This window comes from Ensifer sp. ENS02, assembly GCF_014851885.1.
Lineage (GTDB): Bacteria > Pseudomonadota > Alphaproteobacteria > Rhizobiales > Rhizobiaceae > Ensifer > Ensifer adhaerens.
In genome coordinates this window covers 19,133-37,914 of record NZ_JACVAO010000032.1, presented here as the reverse complement: position 1 = coordinate 37,914, position 18,782 = coordinate 19,133, and the positions used below count along the sequence as shown (strand labels likewise).

17 protein-coding genes are annotated in these 18,782 nt (G+C 58.4%); 6 read left to right on the top strand and 11 right to left on the bottom strand.

What is annotated here, in order from left to right; translation table 11 throughout:
* Nucleotides 1–353: 353 nt before the first annotated feature.
* The 3 genes from IB262_RS34510 to IB262_RS34500 all read right to left on the bottom strand — a co-directional run bounded on the left by IB262_RS34510 (nt 354) and on the right by IB262_RS34500 (nt 2,605).
* Nucleotides 354–1,121 (bottom strand): SDR family oxidoreductase, encoded by a 768-nt coding sequence (locus IB262_RS34510; RefSeq protein WP_060581915.1) that lies wholly within the window; start codon nt 1,119–1,121, stop codon nt 354–356.
* A gap of 193 nt (nt 1,122–1,314) precedes the next feature.
* Nucleotides 1,315–1,578: a hypothetical protein gene (locus IB262_RS34505; RefSeq protein ID WP_049810946.1), complete on the bottom strand. Its 264-nt coding sequence runs from the start codon at nt 1,576–1,578 to the stop codon at nt 1,315–1,317.
* Nucleotides 1,579–2,125: 547 nt separating this feature from the next.
* Nucleotides 2,126–2,605: a MarR family winged helix-turn-helix transcriptional regulator gene (locus tag IB262_RS34500; protein ID WP_029742527.1), complete on the bottom strand. Its 480-nt coding sequence runs from the start codon at nt 2,603–2,605 to the stop codon at nt 2,126–2,128.
* 46 nt (nt 2,606–2,651) lie between these two features.
* Here IB262_RS34500 and IB262_RS34495 point away from each other — a divergent pair, with 46 nt between their 5' ends.
* The 4 genes from IB262_RS34495 to IB262_RS34480 all read left to right on the top strand — a co-directional run bounded on the left by IB262_RS34495 (nt 2,652) and on the right by IB262_RS34480 (nt 7,293).
* Nucleotides 2,652–4,169 carry an FAD-dependent oxidoreductase gene (locus IB262_RS34495; RefSeq protein ID WP_192494510.1) on the top strand — a complete coding sequence of 506 codons (1,518 nt, stop codon included), beginning with the start codon at nt 2,652–2,654 and terminating at the stop codon, nt 4,167–4,169.
* Nucleotides 4,166–5,140, top strand: a complete 975-nt coding sequence (locus IB262_RS34490) for a zinc-binding alcohol dehydrogenase family protein (protein WP_060520149.1) — start codon at nt 4,166–4,168, stop codon at nt 5,138–5,140. The genes IB262_RS34495 and IB262_RS34490 overlap by 4 nt, the downstream gene beginning before the upstream one ends.
* Complete coding sequence (locus tag IB262_RS34485; protein ID WP_060520150.1) at nt 5,137–6,369, top strand: MFS transporter; 1,233 nt, start codon at nt 5,137–5,139, stop codon at nt 6,367–6,369. Before IB262_RS34490 ends, IB262_RS34485 begins: the two co-directional genes overlap by 4 nt.
* Nucleotides 6,370–6,678: 309 nt before the next feature.
* Nucleotides 6,679–7,293 (top strand): DUF308 domain-containing protein, encoded by a 615-nt coding sequence (locus tag IB262_RS34480; protein WP_049810997.1) that lies wholly within the window; start codon nt 6,679–6,681, stop codon nt 7,291–7,293.
* Between the two features lie 127 nt (nt 7,294–7,420).
* On the opposite strand, the gene IB262_RS34475 is transcribed toward IB262_RS34480, so the two are convergent.
* Nucleotides 7,421–8,362, bottom strand: coding sequence for an AraC family transcriptional regulator (locus IB262_RS34475; protein WP_029742814.1), 942 nt, complete (start codon nt 8,360–8,362; stop codon nt 7,421–7,423).
* A 91-nt stretch (nt 8,363–8,453) separates the two neighbouring features.
* On the opposite strand from IB262_RS34475, the gene IB262_RS34470 reads away from it, so the two are divergent.
* Nucleotides 8,454–9,431: an oxidoreductase gene (locus IB262_RS34470; protein WP_112983506.1), complete on the top strand. Its 978-nt coding sequence runs from the start codon at nt 8,454–8,456 to the stop codon at nt 9,429–9,431.
* A 267-nt stretch (nt 9,432–9,698) separates the two neighbouring features.
* On the opposite strand, the gene IB262_RS34465 is transcribed toward IB262_RS34470, so the two are convergent.
* The 5 genes from IB262_RS34465 to IB262_RS34445 form a co-directional block, all read right to left on the bottom strand.
* The gene (locus IB262_RS34465) at nt 9,699–10,145 is read right to left on the bottom strand and encodes a carboxymuconolactone decarboxylase family protein (RefSeq protein WP_029742812.1); all 447 of its coding nucleotides are present in this window, start codon (nt 10,143–10,145) and stop codon (nt 9,699–9,701) included.
* Nucleotides 10,146–10,239: 94 nt separating this feature from the next.
* Nucleotides 10,240–10,677, bottom strand: a complete 438-nt coding sequence (locus tag IB262_RS34460) for a cupin domain-containing protein (RefSeq protein ID WP_029742811.1) — start codon at nt 10,675–10,677, stop codon at nt 10,240–10,242.
* A gap of 13 nt (nt 10,678–10,690) precedes the next feature.
* Nucleotides 10,691–11,443 carry an NAD(P)H-binding protein gene (locus IB262_RS34455; protein WP_029742810.1) on the bottom strand — a complete coding sequence of 251 codons (753 nt, stop codon included), beginning with the start codon at nt 11,441–11,443 and terminating at the stop codon, nt 10,691–10,693.
* A gap of 11 nt (nt 11,444–11,454) precedes the next feature.
* Nucleotides 11,455–11,967, bottom strand: a complete 513-nt coding sequence (locus IB262_RS34450) for an Rrf2 family transcriptional regulator (protein ID WP_029742809.1) — start codon at nt 11,965–11,967, stop codon at nt 11,455–11,457.
* A gap of 122 nt (nt 11,968–12,089) precedes the next feature.
* A complete protein-coding gene (locus IB262_RS34445) occupies nt 12,090–12,974 on the bottom strand; it encodes a zinc-binding dehydrogenase (protein WP_246802827.1) in 885 nt (294 codons plus the stop codon).
* A gap of 275 nt (nt 12,975–13,249) precedes the next feature.
* Between IB262_RS34445 and IB262_RS34440 the strand changes: the two genes are divergently transcribed.
* Nucleotides 13,250–14,875, top strand: coding sequence for an ISL3 family transposase (locus IB262_RS34440; protein WP_089046219.1), 1,626 nt, complete (start codon nt 13,250–13,252; stop codon nt 14,873–14,875).
* Nucleotides 14,876–15,139: 264 nt separating this feature from the next.
* Here the strand turns inward: IB262_RS34440 and IB262_RS34435 are convergent, their stop codons facing one another.
* Nucleotides 15,140–16,855 carry a hypothetical protein gene (locus IB262_RS34435; RefSeq protein ID WP_192494509.1) on the bottom strand — a complete coding sequence of 572 codons (1,716 nt, stop codon included), beginning with the start codon at nt 16,853–16,855 and terminating at the stop codon, nt 15,140–15,142.
* A complete protein-coding gene (locus IB262_RS34430; RefSeq protein WP_162770723.1) occupies nt 16,852–18,573 on the bottom strand; it encodes a hypothetical protein in 1,722 nt (573 codons plus the stop codon). Before IB262_RS34430 ends, IB262_RS34435 begins: the two co-directional genes overlap by 4 nt.
* Between the last annotated feature and the right edge of the window lie 209 nt (nt 18,574–18,782).

Here is an 18,782-nt window from a genome sequence, read left to right as displayed (position 1 = left end):
AATAGCGAAGGACAAAGGCAATCAAGACCGCGGTGGCGGCAAATCCGTACGCTTTGACGGGTGACGAATTTCTGTGGAGCACGCAATCCGAAATGGTGCGCATGAAGCCGGCCCGACCAGTGAGCATTATGTCTTCTTCCGCGATTCCCAGTTGCACTCGAACTGACGTTTATCATCCAGACAATGCTGCTGTCACATGGAAAGCCGAACCTCTGCCTTGCCGAAACGGCGATTGGAATGTTGTTTCAGTCCGGATGATGGACCTGATGACGGTCGGGTTGGGGAACCAGTCTTGCGCTTTCGTGACTCAAGTGCCGGTCGGCCAGGGTGTCAAGGTCGGCGGCGCCACGCCCTTAATAGGCGCGAGTAAAACCGCCATCGTGCAGGATGTTCAAGCCTGTCATGTGATCCGAAAACTGCGAAAGCAATCCCTCGACCACGATCGCAACCTCGGCTGGCTCGCCATATTTGCGGAGTGGAACATTGTCCGTCTCGATGGCGAGCTGCGCCTCAAAGGAAATGCCGTTCTTCTGCGCCTTCGTTTCGAGTTTGTCTCGGTACCACGGCGAAAGTGTACCGCCGAGGGACAGGGTGTTGACGTGAATACCTCGGCTTCCAAGCGCGAAGGCGAGCGTTTTGGCTTCGCCGATCCAAGCGGTTCTGATGACGTTGGCCGTTGCGTAGTGGCCCAGGACTTGCGCTGACGAGATGCCGGAGATGATGACGATCTTGGCTCGCCGGCCCCGGGCGGGGTCCGGGTTCATGCGTGCGATCGCGGCTTTCAGCAACCCCAGCGGGCCGATGAAGCTTACCTGAAACAAGTGTCGCCAGACGTCAGGGGCGGGCATTGGATCGTCATCAGCATGCGGTTGCGGTGGCATGAGTACCACCCCATCCAGATTGACATGCTCGCTTTCCATTCTCGCTGCGAAAGCATCGATGGCGCGATCCTCACCTATGTCGGTCGCCCATGCCCGGTGCGTTCCACCAAGATCCCCAGCTAAGGCATCGAGTTTGGCCTGATTGCGCGCCACCAGCATCAAAGAATGATGCGGGGCCATTCGTCGGCAGATTGCTTCACCGATGCCACCGGTTGCTCCGGTTATCAGATAGGTTCCCATTTATCGCTCCCCGGACCGCGCGGAAGTCCCACCATATTGCGACCGGCGCTATGAAGCCGTAGCCTCTGTCGTGATTAACTCGACCCTCGTCGCGCAGCTTTGCGGCCACAGAAATTATTCCGCGCCGTGGTGTCGGGCAATCATGCAAACGGGTGAACACGCGGTCGCGGATGTTGCGGGTCCAGTCCCGGCGCTAGTGGAGAGTTTTGGGCCAGGTCACATCCACGAACCGTCCAATCGACCGAAGGTAAGTGATAATCTCAGACTTGAGGGATGCGCGGTTGCCGTACCGTTGGGCGATCCGTCTCAATTCCTCTTTGGCTTCTTGCTGCTCGTCGACGTCGCCAAGCACATACATGTCGTTGCCCACGGCGTTGATGTCGCAACCCGCCGCAATCACCTCGGCGACAAAACTCGGGATCTCATGGACATTCATGATACGCTTGCTGTCGGTCATGCAGCCTCGCTTGCTGAACGACAAACGAAGGCGAGGGCATCGGGTTCCGCGCCTCCGCGAGATTGATCTTTCCGAGCAAGGCGAGGTTACGTGTTTGATGTCATTTTAGCGCGCTCTCAATAACAACTGAATTGCTTACCGGAGATAGCCCACTGCGGGTTTCGCAGGTGTTTTCGCCATCCTGACTAGGCCTTCGTCCAGTGGCGGGAGTGTGGATTTCCACACCTTACCTTCTTCCGCACCTTCTTCCGCGTTGGCGAAAAGCTAAACCAATGCAGAAAGCACGAATTTCTAAAGGTTGCCGGATGCCTGCGCACGATGTTCCTTACGCAACCGAAGGAAAGGACTCAGCCGGGAAAACGCAGGCGCCCTTCATGCTCGGCAAGGTACTTTAAATCATCGCATCGCGAGCATCACTGTCGGCATCCTGCTTCTCGCGCTCGCCGTTGTCGCGTTGCGTGTTTGCCTAACCGTTGGACGTTGGGTAGCGTTTCCACAAGTCGTGATGAGTGGTGAAGAATTCCGATAGATTAGCGATCCTTGACCTTCATGTCTTCTTATCGTGTCTGAACGCTTCGGCAAATCGGGACATCAGCCGCACCAGATCTTCAACATCCTTCTCCTCCCATGTAGCGAAGATCGCTCGGCACATCCGCTCGCGCGCTGCATCGAGTTTGTCGGTCATATGCTTTCCCTCCTTCGTTATGTCCGCTTCTCGAATTCGTCGGTCGGCAACGCTTCCCTTGCGAGCGACGAGACCCAGGCTATCGAGCTTACCGACTTGCCGACTAACCGTCGTGTAATCCAACCCTATGCGCTCAGCCAGCTCAACAACGCCGATCGGCCCGAAACGCTCGATGGCTATCAGGAGGCGAAACAGCGCGCGATCCAGCGTAATCCCTGCTTCACGCACGAGTTCGTCGTCGCGCTGGGGGCGGTTCATCGCGCTGACGATCTCGATCAAGGCACCGTGAAGATCGCGCATCATCGCGGAGGTGCGTGTATTTTGCACATTGTTTGTTGACATCGGTCCCATCTCCATTTATGTGCATAATACACATATGGAGGCAGAGATGACAAATGATTTCGCTGCAGATGTACTCATCTGCGGAGCGGGTGCGGCTGGCCTGACGCTCGCCATTGAATTTGCGCGGCGCGGGGTTTCCTTCCGATTGATCGATTGGCTGAACGCGCCATTTCACGGGTCGCGCGGCAAGGGAATACAGCCCAGAACCCAGGAAATATTCGAAGACCTCGGCATTCTCGACAAGGCTGTGGCAGCAGGCGGACTTTATCCACGCCAACGGACCTATCGGGACGATGGAAGCTACAGCGATACTGACATGGGCGAGATCATTCAGCCAACGCCGGCGGAGCCCTACCATTTGGCGCTCATGGTTCCTCAGTTCATAACCGAACAGATTCTACGCTCGCGCCTGGCCGAACTTGGTGGCCGGGTTGAATTCGGTCTGGAGTTGAAGGGGTTCGAGCAAGATGAGGACGGAGTTACTGCCTTTGTTGCGCATAATGAGCGCGAAGAAATCATTCGGGCACGCTGGCTGATCGGCGCTGACGGCGGCAAGAGCTTCGTGCGACGATCTCTTGGGATCGGTTTTCCCGGGAGCACGCTTGATGCGCGTGCTGTCGTTGCCGACGTCGATCTTTCCGGGCTTTCCCGTGAGGTCGCTCACCGCTTCGCCAGGGGCGGCGACATGAGTTTGCAGATTTGGATCGGTCCGCTTGCCGGCACAGATCTGTTCCAGATCCAGGGACCTGTCGCGCAAGAAGCGCACGTGGATCTCACTCCCGCAGGGCTGACGAAGTTTGTCTCAGAGCGCACAGGTCAAAGCGACGTCGTCGTGCGCGCTGTCTACTGGGCCTCAGACTACGAAATGAACGCTCGCCTGGCTGACAGTTATCGGAGCGGCCGCGCATTCCTGGTCGGCGATGCTGCCCATGTCCATCCGCCGACTGGTGGCCAGGGCCTGAACACCAGTGTGCAGGACGCCTACAATCTGGGCTGGAAACTTTCTGCCGTGTTGCGCGGCGCGCCAGTTCGCTTGCTGGACAGCTACGAGGCAGAGAGGAGACCGGTCGCAGCCACCATGCTCGGCCTGGCAAGCCGCCTGCTTGACGCCCAGAAGCAAGGAGAGATGCGACGCGGCAGGGACGTCCGTCAGCTCGATATCGACTATCCGTTTTCCGGACTGTCGCTGAATTGCACGGCAACGCAGCCTTCTGTTCCTGCCGGCACGCGTGCTCCAGATGCACCCCTTCGCGGAGCCGGAGGACAGATCACCCGCGTCTTCGATCTGCTGAAGGGACCTCATTGGACCTTGCTGGCATACGAGTTCCCAAAGCAGACGGTCAAGTCACGTGCGGGATTGCACGTTCACCGGATCGGCTCCGATGGCGAGTTTTTCGACGCGTGGCAGCATTTCAAGGACGCCTACTCACTGATGCCGGGAGAGTGCGTCCTGGTCCGTCCGGACGGATACGTTGGCGCCGTCTTCGATGCCGAACGAGACGAGGACATAGAAAGCTATTTGGCTGGAGTGAACCTCACCTCTTTGCAGGAGGAACGCCGATGAAGGCGGCAATCGTCGCGGCGATGGGAAGGGAACCCGTTTTGGGTGAAGTCTCCCCGCCTGCCCCTCTCTTTGGAGAGAACTGGATCAAAGTCACCGCAGCCGCGATCAGCCATGTCGCCAAGGCGCGTGTTTCGGGTGCCCACTACAGCGCGAACGAGGTGTTTCCCTTCGTCGTCGGAATCGACGGCGTTGGCAAGCTCGATGACGGGCGTCGTGTCTACTTTGGTCTTCCCCGACCGCCGTTTGGAAGCATGGCTGAGTACGTGGTCGCAGCACCTCGCTTTTGTGTTCCCCTTCCAGACGACCTCGATGATTTTACTGCCGCTGCCGTTGCCAATCCGGGAGCTTCATCTTGGGCAGCGCTGACAGAACGGGCCCGTTTGCAGCCGGGTGAAACGGTATTGATCAACGGAGCGACCGGAACAGCCGGACGCCTCGCAGTGCGGATCGCGAAATGGCTTGGCGCCGGCAAGATTGTGGCAACCGGTAGAAATCCGATTGCGCTTGGCGAACTCAAGCAGAGTGGCGCCGTCACGACCATCCAGCTCGCGGCAGAACCGGAAGCCCTCGAACGCCGATTGGTGGACGAATTTGAACAAGGCATCGATATCGTTATCGACTATCTCTGGGGAAAGAGCGCGGTGTGCCTTTTGACCGCCGCTGCAAAGGCTGGCCGCGACCGGCCGCCGGTGCGTTTTGTGCAGGTGGGGTCCGCCGCTAGTTCTGAGATCTCTTTGCCGGGTGCTTTGTTAAGAGCGTCAGCGCTCGAGTTGATGGGCTGCGGAATTGGCAGCGTATCCGTGCAAAGGCTCGTTGAAATCACCGGCGAGGTGCTGCGTGCCACGATCCCCGGCAATCTGGACATCAATTTTAGAAAGGTCCCGTTCGCGGATTTCGACAAGGCATGGCCTAAGGACGACAGTACATCGCGTACTGTTTTCGACCTTACTCAGGGGGCGACGTGGGGATGAGCGACACCATGTATCCGAAAACCGCTTCCAAGATGCGCCGGAACTGGCAAACCTTGGCGCCACTCTTTCTGATCGTTTGCATCTATGCTGCTGGAATGGCGTCGGTCCTGCCTGTCTTGCCGTTCTACCTGCGGGACTTGGGGGCAGGCCCGTTCATCTTCGGCCTTGTCCTTGCGACGGAAGCATTCATCCAGTTTGTTGCCGCACCCACCCTCGGTCAGCTGTCAGACAGGTTCGGGAGGAAACGCATTCTGCTTGCGAGCCAACTTATGGCAGCCGCGAGTCTTCTTCTCCTCGCGATTGCGCCAAATGTGTTCGTCGTAATTGTAGCGCGCGCTCTCTTTGGACTGACAGGCGGCAATTTCTCCGCCGCCGCAGGTTACGTCGCTGACCACACGACACCTGAGGATCGGAGGCAGGCCCTTAGTATCCTGACCGGTGGCGTAGGTTTGGGCGGTATTAGCGGCGCCGGCTTGTCAGGGTTTCTCTCTAACACTTCGCTGACAATGCCAATCTTTGCAGCCCTTTTCCTCTCGATCGGCGCTGTTGGGCTGACAGTGTTTGCGCTCAAGCGAGATCAAGGAGCATCTCCTCAGACCACAAGATATCAACGCGAGAAAATCTCGTTTCGTGCCATCTTTTCCTCGCCGGTCGTTCGCATCCTGGTTCTTGTGATGTTATGCCATTTTCTTGCCTACGGCATCTATAGCTCGCAAATGCCAGTCTTCCTCGCGGAGACGTTCATCTGGAATGGGGAGCCTTTCGGCCCCCAGCACCTCAGCATCATCGTCGCGGCTGACGGAGTGATCAACATCTTGGTCCAGCTCGTTGTATTGGGTTGGCTCAGCCGGGGGCTCTCCGAACGCCACCTGATCCTTTTGATGTTCGGCCTGGTCTGCACAGGATTTTTGGTGGCCAGCCTGGCGACCACGGTGCCTTTTCTGGCATTGGCGGTCCTTTGCGTGAGCACAGGCGATGCCATGGCCAAGCCAACATATCTTGCGGCCTTGTCCGTTCATGTGCCGGGAAACCGTCAAGGGGTCGTCATGGGTTCCGCCCAATCGCTCGGAGCGTTCACGGACATTGCATCGCCTCTGATCGGCGGTCTGATTCTCGGTCAAAAACTCTACGGCGTGTGGATCGGTCTGGCGATGGGTGTGGCGGCCATAGGCGCCATGTTGGCGGCTGTAAAACTTCCCGCCACAGATCCGGAAACACCGAAGTCGTAGGCTGAGCTTGATCTGCCTCAGAAGATCCTTCCTCAGCGCCGCCGGCAAACGGTGGCTGCCCTCTCCGACGGAGTGACTGGATAAAGCTCTCAATTCGAGAGAATTATAGAATGCCCTTTCACGCCGCACTCGTCAGCGTGTCGATCCTCTTAACGGTTTTAAGCGGATGCACGACACCGGAACGTCCGATGTATAGTTCGTCCGAGGCCGAACGCGCTCAAATTGCAGGATTTGAGAACATCAGGGCTCACGTTGATGATCCGCGGCCAACGGCTTTAGAACATGACCCCTGGAGGCCGGTCGTCGTGAATGGAAGGCCTACTATGCTTGCCATCTCAGGCGGCGGTTCAGACCTCCCTTGCCGCGAGCGGAAACGAGCAATGGCTCAAGCAATATTACTTCACGCGTGCGGCGTTCTCGTTGTTGTGGGTCACAGCTGCCTTGACCATAGGGCAGCAATCATTTGCGATAACTGCCGCACTCCTGATCGCCTATCCGGCTTGGGACGCCGCCGCGAACGTTATTGACGCGGCCAGGAGCGGTGGCTTGGCGGTCAACCGCAGCCAGGCGATCAATGTCACTGCAAGCTCGATCATGACAATTGCCGTGATCATCGCGTTGACGACGAGCATGAACTGGGTTCTTGGCGCATTCGGCCTATGGGCGATTTTTTCAGGCCTGCTTCAGCTTGGAACTGCCCTCCGGCGTTGGAAAACGAGTGGAGGTCAGTGGGCGATGATCTTGAGCGGCGGCCAGTCCGCTCTGGCAGGCGCTGTCTTCATGTACCAAGCGCAAATGCCGGAGGAACCTTTGATCTCCACGGTCGCCGGATATGCGGGCTTCGGAGCATTCTATTTTCTTGTTTCGGCAATATGGTTGAGTATAAGTCTGTCGCGTCTTGGTACGAGTGAAGTAGAACATTAGACTCCGTGTAGCTCTTGTTAAACAGCAGCTCGCCTCAGTCCTGGACTGGAAGCGCTGACAGATAATGGCGACTTGTTTGCCGTTGTATCTCCCGACGTACGTGACGGGCCCGTCGGGAGGACAGCAGTCACGACTTGACAGCCTCACTCTGCTTTTTTTCGCGATACAGGGCACGGTAACGTGCGGGCGATTGGCCAAGGACGCGGCGGAAGCTGGCGGCAAACGCGCTATCAGACGCATAGCCGAGCGACTGAGCAATCCGTGGCAGTGGCTCGTTGCCACGCCGTAGGCGAGCGGCGGCAAGCCGCATCCGCCAGCCCACGAGATAGTCTATCGGGGATGCTCCGACGGTGGCGCGAAATTTTTCGGCGAATCCGGAGCGGGATTGGCCCGCGAGAGATGCTAGTGCCTCCACCGTCCAGCGGTGCGACGGATCGGCGTGGATTGCCCGCAGTGCCGGAGCCAGGCGGGCATCCGCAAGGCCGGCGAGCCAGCCGGGATGCTGCGCTGTCTGGCGCGCCATATAGGCACGCAGGACGTGGATAAATACCAGCCGCAGGAGGTCGTTGCAGGCAATGCGAGCTCCCGGCGCGGTGCTGTTCCACTCCAGGTCCAACTGTTCAAGTAGCCAGCCAATCGGTCCTGCCTCCTCGCGATCGACGACTACGATCGGCGGCAAGGCGTCAGTCAGGAGTGACCCGTCGACGGTGTCGAGGTTGACGCTGCCTCCGAGGAGCACGAAATCCCGGCCATTGCCCACCGAGACATCGAGATTGCCGCCTGCGAACACCTCTGCCGCCGCCATCGGTTTCACGTTGGGAGCGCTGCAAAGCGTAAACGCCTTGCCGCTGACCACAAGACAATCCCCGGCTTCAATGCGCAACGGCGCCTCTCCCTTCGAAATCAGCCAGGCACCGCCTTCGCGGACCGCATTGAATTTCAGATAGCCCGGTGGTGGAAAAGCGACAGACCATGCGCCTCCGGCGGCAAATCGCACGGAGAACAGCGCCCGCGCATCTATGGCGCTGAGCACGTCGGACAGGGGATCATGAATGTTTTGGACGATCACGACAAAAATCCGGATTCTGCAGGCTGGGGGCTCCGAGAACCTACTTGATATAGGGGCGGGACACCAGAGCCACAAATGAAGGAGTAACAACATGTCCGAACAGAAACCTATTGGATCTCGTTTCAGCGCATTCAGCACGGCGCGCGAGGTTACCGAGGGCATCGATCTTTCCGGCAAGATGGCAATTGTCACCGGGGGCTATTCCGGTCTCGGCATCGAGACGACGCGGGCGCTGGCAGGTGCCGGTGCTCATGTCATCGTACCGGCCCGCAATCGCGAAAAGGCCGGACGCACACTCGCCGGTATCGACAATGTTGTTATCGAAGCGATGGATCTTGCGGATCCCGCATCGGTTGCCGCCTTTGCTGGCAAGATCGTTGCGACGGGCATGCCGATCTCAATCCTAGTAAACAGCGCTGGCATCATGGCAACGCCGCTTGCCCGTGATGAGGCTGGGCACGAGAGCCAGTTTGCCACCAACCATCTCGGCCATTTCCGATTGGTTGCAGGCCTGTGGTCAGCCCTTGTCAAGGCAAACGGCGCGCGGGTGGTCTCGGTATCTTCGCGTGGCCATCAAATCGGACCGGTTGATTTCGACGACATTGATTTCAAGACGCGCCCCTATGACAAGTGGCAGGCCTATGGCCAGGCGAAGACGGCAAATGCTTTGTTCGCGCTGGAACTTGATCGCCGCGGAGCCGCGCTTGGCGTGCGAGCATTTTCATTGCATCCGGGCGTTATCCTGACCGATCTCGCCCGCCATCTTACCGAAGACGAGATCAACTCTTTTGATGTCTACGACGAGAATGGCAATCGTCGGGTCGACCCCGCGCGCGACCTCAAGACGCCGGAACAGGGAGCAGCAACAAGCGTCTGGGCAGCAACGCGACCCGAACTCGACGGCATTGGCGGCGTCTACTGCGAAGATTGCGAAGTCGCCCTGCCGCAGACAGAGACGGATGGGACCAGAGGTGTGGCCCCGTGGGCCATGGATCCACAGGCTGCTGAACGGCTCTGGCTGCTTTCTGAGCATTTAACCGGCTTGCCAGTAGGTGATCGTCGAGGCTGAGGCATATCGGCAGACTAGCGCTTTGCGATGTCGCCAGGCGAGGCCTTTGGGCGGTCGACGACCGGCTACATTATGGTCAGTCGGTATCACGCAGTGGTAAAACAGCGGCTCACCTTCAGAAACACACTGAAGTGGTCGATCCGGATAATACCTTCTGTCTCTGGGAGAGGGCGACGCGGATGGTCGCACCGCCACTGCAGGCCGGAACACCCTGTCGGGCCTCGACGGCCCGGCAGGGGGTGCCTATGCGTTGCGCTACTGGCGCGATCAGGCCTTGGCTGCGACCGGAAGCCTGAATGGCGCCCCAAGGCGATTGAACGCGTTCATCGCGGCGATCGTAATCGTCAGATCGACAAGTTCCTTCGGTTCGAAAGCGGCGGCGGCGGCGGCATAGGCCTCGTCGGAGGCATGGGTCTGGCTGACATTCGTGACTTCTTCAGCCCAGGCCAGTGCTGCTCGTTCCTGCTCGCTGAACAGGTGAGGCACCTCGTCCCACACCGGCACAAGCGTGATCTTATCGACCGACATTGTCTTGCGCAGATCGCGACTATGCATGTCGATGCAATGGGCGCAGCCGTTGATCTGCGACACGCGCAGGAAGACGAGATGAACCAGCTCTTCAGGCAGGTTCGTTTTCTTGGTGACGTAGTGATGGACGCCGAAGAGCGCTTTCGCACCCTCGGGGGCGACTTCGGACCAGTTCATGCGGGACATATTGTTTTCCTTTCTCGTGGACACGGTTCTCCGTTCGCCGGAGAAATCGTCGTTGCTTGTGCAGTAGGGGATGGTGTAGGTCGGGTAGGTAGCGCTACGGCTTGCGCGGCGTCGTCAGGGCGGTGTCATCGGTATCGACGACGAAGACGGCGAGCAGCTTCGCCGGCTCGGTCTTGCTGGCGTTGGCGCTGACGTCGTGGCGGTCTCCCGGCAGTTCGGTGAAGTTCTGACCGGCGGTAAAGATCTTCGTCTCGCCGCCGTTTACGGCGCTTAGGATCGCGCCTTCGAGAACCGTGGCGTAGATAAGTGCGGACTTTGCATGCGTATGGGCAGAGCTGTAGCCGCCGGGGCCGTACTCGACGAGAACGCCCTTCACGCTCTTGCCGGGAACGTCCGGGAGGGGATGCTTGTAAACCAGCCTCACCTTCGCGTCCTTCGTGTCATATGCAAGTCCAGGATTGGCGACGTCATGAGCGGACGCTGTGGTCAGAGAGACCGCAAGTGCAGTAGCGGCATAGAATATGGCTTTCATCATTCTTTCCTGCCTATGCTCTGAGCCACTCGGCGATCGTGATCGCGCCCTTGATGGAGTCTCCGCCGGGAACCAGTGAGCCGGTGACAACGGGAGCGCCGAAGTAGTCTACGGCCGCGTCGGCCTCGACCGGACGAGTGTCGCCCTTGGCATTGAGATAGGTCCGGATGAAGGATCCGAACGGTCCCCGTTCGGGCCCGGCAAGATCGACGGGTCCATTCTTCGGCTCGCCGAGCGCGGCTTCCACCAAAGCAGCGGCGACGTCGCCGGCCGCGATCGGTTGGAAGTCGATATCCGGCACTGTCACCGCGCCGTCGGCCGAGTACGCGTCCACCAGCGTCTCCGTGAATTCATGGAATTGTGTCGCACGCACGATGGTGTAGGCCTGGCCCGATGCTGCGACGGCCTCTTCCTGGGCGAGTTTGCCGGCCATGTATGGGTTAGCGGCCAGGCGGTCCGCGTTGACGATCGAGAGGACGACGTGATGACGCACGCCCGCGGCCTGTTCGGCGCTCGTCAGATTGCGGCTCGACGTGTCGAAGAAGTCGGTGATGACGGCCTTGTCGAAGGACATCATGTTCGACACGTCGATGACGGCGTCAGCGCCCGCGAGGGCTTCGGCCAGTCCTTCGCCCGTGTAGGCGTTGATGCCGTTGTGGGAGCTTGCGACGACGGCCTCGTGGCCGGCGTCCTGCAGCAGTTTCACTGCCTTCGAGCCGATCAGGCCCGTGCCGCCGATGACGACGACTTTCTTCATCTTGGTCATGGTGCTTTCTCCTATGACGAGGCGCGATTGCCCGTCTTGCGTTCGTGGAGTTCGAGGAAGGCGCATCCTCGTGCGGCGATTCCGCCGTCGTCGTCTGCATCCAGATCCGCCAGAAGGTCCGCAACGGACACCTTGGCGAGTTCTGCGCGATAGGCCTTCTCAGCCTTCAGCATCGCGGCGTTGATCTGGCAGGGCTTGGTAAAGTAGCGCTGCGGCAGCGGGTTCGGCCCCCGCTGGCGGATTTCCGCGCAGCGGAAAGCTGGCGCCGGTCCTTCGACCGCAAGGACGATGTCGAGAAAGCTAATGTCCTTAGGCGCCTTGGCCAGCCGATAGCCACCCTTCGGCCCCGGCGTCGTCGCAACAATGCCCGCGCCGGACAGCGCCTGCAGGTGCTTCAGCAGATAGCTCGTCGATACGCCGTGGAGTTCGGCCAGGGCTGCCGCCGAAAGGACGCCGTCTTCAGACAATCCCGCAAGAAACGCCGTGCAGTGGATAGCCTGCTCTACGCCTTCGCTCAGTTTCATGTTGCATCTCCTAATCATGGATATAAAATATCTACGATTTGGGTCGAAGTCAATCCCCGATCGTGGGGTCGGTTCGAAATTCGGAATCTCACTCAGCCCAAGAGCTCACCGCGTATCCGGCATCACCGATAAAAATCTGTCAGAACGATCTTCCCAAACAACCCGCCAGCCTCCATTCGGCGATGGGCCTCCGATGTAGCCGCGAGCGGATATACCGCTCCGATGACCGGCTTAAGCACTTGTCCCATCATCGGCAGAACCTGTTCGGTGAAGCGCTGGACCATTGCTCTCTTTTCCGCCCTCGACCGTGACTTCATGACCGTTCCGATCAGCCGCAGGTGGTTGTGAAGCACGACGCCGAGTGGAATGATGGCGTTGTCATCGCGCCCCAACAGGCCCACTTGGACAAGCCGACCACCGGGAGCAAGACTACGAATGTTGCGGGCGAGGTAGGACCCGCCGACAAAGTCGATGATCAGATCGACCCCGCGAGATGCTGTCGCATCGACGACCTCCGCCTCGAAGTCCGACCGCTGATAATCGAACACGGCTTCGGCGCCCAGCGAAAGCACGTTCCCGATGTTGCCCGCCGAAGCGGTGGCCAGCGCGGTTGCTCCTGCCGCTATCGCAAGCTGGGCGGCCGCAGATCCGATGCCGCCTGCAGCAGCATGAATGAGAACGATCTCGCTTTTTGCGATTTGTCCGAGGTGGGCAAGAGCCTCCCAGCCCGTGACGAAGCTTTCCATGACTGCGGCCGCTTCGAAGAAGGACATCCCGGTCGGAATGGCAGCCGCCATCCCGCTGTCGAGCCGCGCATACTGGGCATAGGCCCCGCCGCCGACAATCCCCATGACACGGTCGCCGACGGCAAAGCCGGTTACTTCGTTTCCGACGGCGGTCACTTCACCAGCGACCTCGAGGCCGAGTATGTCACTGTCCCCGTAAGTCTGAGCACCATAGACGCCTTCGCGTTGAAGAAGATCAGCGCGGTTGACACCAGCCGCCATGACCTTGATCAGAAGATCGTCTGAGGCATGGGTGCATCGGCGAGGCGCAGAACATCCGCGCCTCCGAAGTCATCGAAGATGATCGCCTTCATTTGGATATCTCCTTACTTGGAAAAGGCCCGGCGGGCGATGCTTGCAGCAAAGAGTGGTGTCTCACGACTATTGTGGTCGCCGCCTGCGGCCTGACGGGCTGCTTGTCGTTTGGCACTTGAAAGGGGTCTTCCTCAATTTCTGTGGTTAACAGAGTGTTAGCGCCGCAACCGCTATCTGCGGGGATGCGAGCGCAATTGAAATGGTCACCCGGCCCAGGGGTCAAAGTTCTGGGTATTACCCTTCAAGACGAAGAAAACTGGGTTGTTTCTGCCGCTGCGAAACCTGTCGGTATCTGCCCGGATTGTGGAACGCAAAGCCGGCATCGACACGGCTGGCATAACCGCCGCCTCCAGGACTTGCCTGTTCAAGGGCAAGTTGTGAAAATCGAGCTTGCACTGAACCGGTGGCAGTGTCGACACCGGAAATGCGGGCGACGAACCTTCACCGACAGGGTGCCTGAGATTGCTTCACCCTACATGCGACGCACTGAGCGGATGGCTGAAATTGTGGACTTGGTTGGCCACAGGATGGGCGGTCGTCCGGGAGAGCACTTGATGCATCGGCTCGGCATGCCGGTCAGCGACGACACGATCTTGCGGCAATTGAAGCGCGGTAATCCGGCGTCCACACGAAAAGATACTGTTCGGGTCGTGGGTATTGATGATTGGAGCTGGCGGCATTCCTCGCGGTACGGGACGATTATGGTCGATCTTGAGCGTCATTCGGTCGTCGATATCTTAGAGGACCGCAGCGTCGAGAGCGCAAAATCTTGGTTGCAAGAGCGTCCAACGATCGAGGTCGTGAGCCGAGATCGCTGCGGTTTGTATGCTCAGGCAGCCCGAGAGGGCGCCCCGCAAGCCCTCCAGGTGGCTGACCGTTTTCATCTGGTCCAAAATCTCAGGGAGGCGATCAAGGAACAGATGAGCGTCTACGGTCACGCCAATGTTAGACCCATTCTCTCTGAAGATGCTATCGCCAGCGCCAGGTCACAACAGCGCCGTGCCCGCTTGGCGCACAGGCAATCTCGTCAGGAAATATTCGACACGTTTCAAGCTTTGCGGCAGCAGGGCCTCACCTACAGCGAGATTGCAAGGCGGACCGGAAACGAGCGCCGCAGCATCGCGAATTGGCTTACTTCCAATGCACCTCGAGACAGGAATCGGGCGGCATTGAATCCGACATCGCCACTGTATTTCGAAGCTTTTCTGGCTGAATGCTGGAAAGATGGAAACCGGGTAGGGCGCCATCTGTTTTACGATATCAAGAACCGCGGTTACACGGGCAGCCGCTCCAATCTGGAGCGCCTGTTGAAAGTGTGGCGTGAGGTCGAAAACATTCAACCCGACGGGCCGCCTCCGGAGATGGATGTTTCAGAACCCGTTCGCGATCCTGACACGGGCCATATGATCTCGTCTGTGGTGGCCGCAGCTTTGTGCATAAAGCCGCGCCGCTTGCTGACAGATCGCCAGGCCAGAAAGGTCAATGCATTGAAGCAGGGCTCTCGAGCGTTCGCCATAATGCGTGGCTTGGCCATGCGCTTCAACGGTATCTTGCGCAGCAGGAGCCCGGACGCACTGGATGAATGGATCGACGATGCCATCGACACCGAGCTCACGGCAATCATGCGTTTCGCCAGCGTTTTGCGCCGGGATATTGATGCCGTCAAAAATGCAATCGAACTCCCGTGGAGCAACGGTCAAGCCGAAGGGCAGATCAACCGCCTCAAGATGCTGAAGCGAGCAATGTACGGTCGCGCCGGTCCAGAACTGATGAGGGCGAGAATGCTGCCGCTGAATCACAGAAATTGAGGATGAACCCGATTAAATGCAAAACGACAGCCAAGTCTTGGATTGCCTGAACGAATTCATCACCGCTTCGAATAGCGGCAGCAGGGACTTCCACTTGGGAAGAGGGGTCTGCCTAATCTGGTTTCGCAGGTTGGTGCGGAGCATCCCCGCTTGCGTTGGCTTAATCTGGTCAACTTCGACCCCCGCAAATCATCTTCGTCAGGTTGTAACAGCTCGCCTTTCCTTTTTCTATAGTTGTCGAACGTGCCAAGGTTTCCTTCTTTTTTACTCTTCACCCGCGCCGAGGTCTGCGGCCGAAGACTCTTCAAATCCGGCGTGCCAAAGATGGATCGGTACGGGCATGCGAAAGTGTCGACAGGCTGTGAACATCAGGGGTGTCAGGCCAACACGAACAGCACTGATGCACTCTGCGATAGGATGTTGCTTCGTCACCTCATTGAAGACCTCGAAGACCTTGTCCATCGAGCCTTCTATTGGCAATCCCGGAACAGCCAAACCGTGGTTTCGATTGCCGTGCCACAGGACCTCGTCGGTCAGCGAATCCGGCACCCAGACCTGGTGAGTCGTGTGCAGGGTTCTTTCTCGCAGCACTGAAATCAGACGGTCCCGCCGGTCATGATCACCGACCAGGGTCAACCAAGTCAGCAGGACAGGGTAGAGGATGCTCGCCCGCGTATACTCTTGAAAATATTCGTCACTTCGGTTCTGGGGATGCTCAAGGATCGCCCGATAGTCCGTTGAAGGCGTCGGGTAACCATCGCGAATTTTCAAGGCGAACCATAGGTGCTCTGCCATCGCGGAAAGGTAGCCTCGGACACTATGCAGCCGTTTACGGAGATGCGCCAAGTAAATGAACAAGGCAATCTCAATAGCGAACTCGTCGCAGACGGGGACGACTAAAGTCGGGTTCGCATTCACAACATCGATACCGAGATCCAGTACTCGGTTCGCTTCGCGATCCGTGGTCTCAGCAAACGCACCCTCGTTCATCGCACTGAGTTGGTGAAGCCAAATTCCGTACAACGCAATCCGTCCGAGTGTTTCAAACAAGGCCAGGTTCACGTCTTTCGAGTTGCGCGACCCAACGCCCATCGAAAGTGCAAATCGTTTGTTCGCGAACGGACCGATTTTTTCGACTAGGAGCAGGTGGGCGACGATCAGATAGAGCTTGAGAACTTGCTCGAAATGGGACATCCGCTCGCGCTTCAGAACGCCGTTCTCGACTCGAGTGCTATCGCAGTAGGGCCAACTGCGCAAAAGCAGGAGTTCTGCGCCTCGGTAGGCCGTTTCGAGATTGTCCCCATCACGAGCCCAAACGAAAAGGATCCACAGGCAGAGATAGGCTTGTCGCAGTTGGCGCGTACGAACGCGCTCATCGCCCGTGGCGGCGAATAGTCTCTCGAGCAGGCGCGAGAAATGCCGGTAAGCGACGTCGGGTTGGTCGAGCATGGCGAGGGCTTTTTGGAAGAGACCACGATGCTCGCCTTCGACCAGTTCGGCGCGGAGCATCCCCGTCAATATCAGGTCCGCTAGCCGTTCACCATTCCACTCGCATAGGCGCAAGTTGGGCTTCTCAACCGTCTTGCAGAAACCGCTCCATTGCGCGCGGATGTCTTCTCGCATCTCACCGCCCATGCAGACGCAGATTGCGATTGGGAGATCGGAATATTGCGGCGGGATGCGATTTGGGATGTAGTCATCCAGGATTTCGTTCACCGAGGGGCGAACCGCCTGCTGTGCCCCATCCCAGTGAGCACGGGTGAGGTCTCCCGACTTCACTGTGAACAGGAAAAGCGTTTTCCGCCCATCACGGTCTGTGTCAGGCCCGACTGCTGCAACGTCCACACCCGCTTGACGCGTGCCCCGCTGCGGACGGGTTAGCACCTCAAAACCGGTCTCGCTCAGCAAATCCGGCAAGATGGCGTCGAGTTCGTCGCGCTCGCGTAACGACCGAAGATAGTGGGTGACGACAAGTTTCATAATTCGGACCGCTCTTCAAATTTCATCTGGTAAAGCGAATGCCGAAGGCCAGCGGGGTCAAAAATATCAAGGAGTGGGAGTTCCGCCGAGACGCTGAACGCACTCAGCTCGCTTTGAACCAATTCCTTGTGGCCGTCGCCGCGATCGACAGCATAGAGCGATGAGCGACCGTACAAGATGTATTGCGTCGTAAACAGATCTGCAAAGACTGACCGCTTGTTGGCGCTTTCCATGCCGTCTTTCATTTGTTCCTGCCAGAGCGCGCGCTCCGCTTCATGTTGCCGTTCGCTCGGGCGAAGCTCAACCAACGTCTCCACTCCATCTGCTGCTTCATGGACGGCGTTCTTCGCTTCTATGAGTTTGAGAAGGCTTGCGCTTAAGGCGTCGTCACCTTGGGTTTGCGCCTCGAGATAGTCTTTGAACTTCCCGCCGTAGCTAAGCAGGAGAGGATCGAAGATCAGATCGCACACGTCGCCAGCGACCTCCCGCGACCCGTGACGAAGTACGCTCAAAAGGATCGGAGCGGCTGAGAGTGGGTCGCTGAAGAACCAGCCGACGGCTTTGCGACACAAAAACAACTGCGTCGCCGCATCGGCAGGAAGACAATCCGCAGGCACGCTGTATGATGGCACATCGCGGCCAATATCGGTGAGTTCCGAAGCGAGACTATTGCGAATATGAAGCTCACCGTTGATCAGCCAGAACACGACAGCACGCCCAAGCGCGTCGGGACCGTTGGCTTCGAGCTGCCGTAACAAGCCGCCAAACGATGAGAGTGAAATTGCCCCGTTCGTTCGATCGCAGATCTTTCCGACCAATTCGACCATGCGGTCAAGCTGACCCAGTTCCGCGAGCGATCTCGTCGCAAAGTCAAGATGCTGGACCGTTCCACCATATTGCGGAGCCACTGCCTCCACTGCTGCGAGGCAGAGCTGGAGGGCTCTGGGCGTCAGCACCGCTGGATGCTTCCATAGCAGGTCCGCCGCAAGATAGATTGTCTGGGGCGTCTCCACATTCATGCGCCATGCAAGAGCGTTCTCCAGGTCGCTCGACAGCTTCTCGCCAGCCAACGTCGTCGCACTGAAGCCTGCGTGTAGGCCGGTCAGAGAAAGGTTCTCGTCGTCCGCATTGGCAAGCTCCACGAGAGTGTCTAGCGCTCGCTTGAACTCACTCCCAAGGTTCATACGCCCCAAAGCAGTCGCGGCTGCGAACTGCGCCTCCTTCAAATCGCAATGCGCGAAACCTATGGCTTCGTCGACTGCATTGTGTGCTTCCAGCGCAAACGTTAGATGTCTGAGCGCCAGCGCACCACCGCTTCGCGCGTCGGCGTAGATCGCAGCAGAGCGTCGCGGGTCAAGCGCGCACCAGTTGCGTAGAGCAACATTCGGCTGACCAGCAGCGATGTCAGAACCCCCTTGCCGAACCAGCTTATCCACCAGGTGCAGGATCGGGAGATGGTCAAGTTCAAGTCGAGGGATGAGATCGCAGAAGACATGTTGCACGAGGAAAAAGCGAGGGCCTGGCAGCTTTTCCAAACTATCGCCGAACTCGTCTGTGAACGAAGACGCACCTTTGTTGTTTAAGATTGTGGCGAGGTTTGCAAGCAAGGCGTCGTAGCCTTCATCAACGATGCGAACCTGGTTGCGCGCAATAAAGTCGACTAACCCATGCTCAGCGAGATCCGCGTTCAGCACTTCGATCTCAGATGTTAAGCCCATGATCCATGCGGTCCTAGATTTGGTTCTATCTTGGCGGCGGAAGAAACTTGGCGATTGCAGCAGCGGCTGATGAATTCTTGCAAGTGACACAGCCTGCACCGGCGGGTTCGCGCCAATCGCTGCCGCTCGTTATGCCCTGCTTGCTTCCGAGCGGCAGTGCTGTTGAGGCGTCACGGATGAGGAGGGGCACGTCTTGCAGACGATTAGAA